The following is a 2,326-nucleotide window of genomic DNA, read 5'->3' on the forward strand; positions in this document are numbered from 1 at the left end:
CAGTCGGAGTATGGGCCGATTCTGTTCCATCAGTCTGGCGGCTGTTGCGACGGCTCGTCACCTATGTGTTATCCGAAAGGCGATTTTATCATCGGTGACCAAGATGTTCAGCTCGGTGAAATCGGTGGAGCTCCCGTCTACATCAGCGCCCCGCAATACGACGTGTGGAAGCACACCGAGCTTATCATAGACGTCGTCCCAGGCCGCGGCGGGATGTTTTCGCTCGATAACGGGCGGGAGGTGAGATTTCTGACGCGATCAAAAGTTTGCATCATCTAAGACGGTACCCATCGTTTATTATGGCCGATTAAGCCGTTAATCAGAAAGGCGCGGCACAAATGCTGGTCGTCTCGCATTTGCCGTCGCTATCAGGAGGCGTCGGATCAATCGAACAGAATTCGTAACTGCTGGATCGATTTCGCTGAGAGATGGCTGCCAGCGTGGCAGCCATCGAATGCTGCGTAGCCAGAATCAGGCCGTGGCTTGCGCCTTCCGGATCCCTGTTGGGCTGTGACCGCAAGTGCGAACGTCTTCCATCAGCTGTCGCCACGCTTACTAAACAGCCTAGTGTTCTTGGTCTGTGCTGCGAAAATCGCATAATGCCTCATCGGGAACCGCGCTTCAGAAAACCGCATTGAGTGGGTCTGCGGTTCGATTCCGCTCAAGCGCAATAATTGAGCGCAGGTTGATTTCATCGGATATTATTTGCCCGGCGCAGCACAGCGTTGAGCAGAACATTGACTCCAGGCAAGGAATAGCCGAGCTCGATTTCTTCAGYTTCGTTGTGCGTGATCCCATCTTTGCATGGCGTGAATAGCATTGCCGCTGGAGCAATGCGCGCGATGTGGTAGGCATCATGTCCGGCCACGCTCAGCATACGTTTATGCGAAACTTGTAACTCGACGGCTACACCTTCAATGAGGTTTACCAGGTCTGTGTCGAAGGCGACGTCGCCGAATGACCACTGCTTGACAATCTCAGCCTGCACATTCGCGCGATCAGCGCTGTCATCGATTGCTGAAACAGCCTTTTCGAGCATTTCCTGTGCCCGCACGGCGTTGGGATGGCGCACGTCGATTGTCACTTCGGCCTCATCGGCGATAATGCCATACCGGTTCGGCGAAATTTCCACGCGGGTTGTCGTGGCTCGCCCTTCGGGTTCATAGTCCCAGCCAATGTCGTTGACGCGATTGACGAGGCCGGCCAAGCCTACCAGTGCGTCCTTGCGAGCACGCATGGGAGTTGGGCCGGAATGTGCGTTTTCACCATGGAACAGAACTTTGGCTCCAAAGGACGTGAAGCCACCGGTGACAATGCCAACGCTCACGCCTTCTGCGTGCGGGATGGGTCCTTGCTCGATGTGCAGTTCAAAATACGAGTCGATGTCGGCTGGGTCCCGATCCGCATCACCGGCATAGCCGATGTGACCCAGTTCGGCGCGGAAGATGGCCCCATCTTCGGCGACCTGGTCCAGAACGAAATCGACATCGTGGATACCTGCGAAGGCCCCCGCACCCATCATCGGCGGCTGGAAACGAACACCCTCTTCGTTCGTCCAGCAAACGACCTCGATCGGTCGTATGGTGTCGATCGCCTTTTCATTGAGGGTGCGAACAATTTCCAGGCCGGCGAGGACGCCAAGAATACCGTCAAACCGGCCGCCGCGGATTTGGGTGTCAAGGTGGCTACCGATCATCACCGGCTTCGATCCGGCGTGCGTTCCAGCGCGTCGCGCGAATATGTTGCCAACACGGTCAACCTTTACGGTCATTCCCGCCTCCTGGCACCATTGGACAAACAGATCCCGCATGTCGCCGTCGAGGTCGCTCAACGCCATCCGGCAAAGGCCGCCCTTCGCTGTCGCCCCGATTGCGGCGGACGCCATCAGCGTCTCCCACAACCTCTCACCATTGACCATAAGCTTATTCGTCACCGCAATGTCCTCATTGGGTCGCAGCGAAGACGCTGCCTGAAAGTCGAGCCAGCGCCCGGTGCGCGCATCGGCGCAGCCCTGCGATGCAGAACTCAAGGGTGCGTATGTCAGTTCGACTGGATGCTGCCTCGGATAGGACCGCAACATCCAGGCTGGTTGCCACATCAGCTCCTCGCCAGCAGAAGGTCCGACCGAAGCCAGAACGGCGGCAGGCATAGAGGGATGGCCGAAAGAAGCAGGACACTGTCCCGAACCTCGATGGCCAGGCTATCCCGCACGAAAGCCCGACGCGCGTCGAAACGGCCTGCGACAGCAGGGTGACGAGCGCGCAACTCGTCGCGCAAAGCCTTGTCGGCGAAGGTGACGGCATCCTCACAGTTCAGTGCCCAGCCC

The 2,326-nt window shown here is 57.8% G+C and carries 2 protein-coding genes and 1 pseudogene; 1 reads left to right on the top strand and 2 read right to left on the bottom strand.

From position 1 onward, the window contains the following. Positions 1–279: DUF779 domain-containing protein (locus ACXJ5O_RS24725; RefSeq protein WP_457302213.1), on the top strand; the 279-nt coding region annotated here is incomplete at its 5' end. 412 nt (positions 280–691) lie between these two features. Here ACXJ5O_RS24725 and ACXJ5O_RS24730 read toward each other — a convergent pair. Next, the gene (locus ACXJ5O_RS24730) at positions 692–2,098 is read right to left on the bottom strand and encodes a Zn-dependent hydrolase (protein ID WP_457302214.1); all 1,407 of its coding nucleotides are present in this window, start codon (positions 2,096–2,098) and stop codon (positions 692–694) included. After that, positions 2,098–2,326 (bottom strand): annotated as a pseudogene (locus ACXJ5O_RS24735) (Xaa-Pro aminopeptidase); the annotation flags it as partial. The gene ACXJ5O_RS24730 and the pseudogene ACXJ5O_RS24735, both read right to left, overlap by 1 nt.

It is taken from the genome of Phyllobacterium sp. P5_D12 (assembly GCF_054049495.1).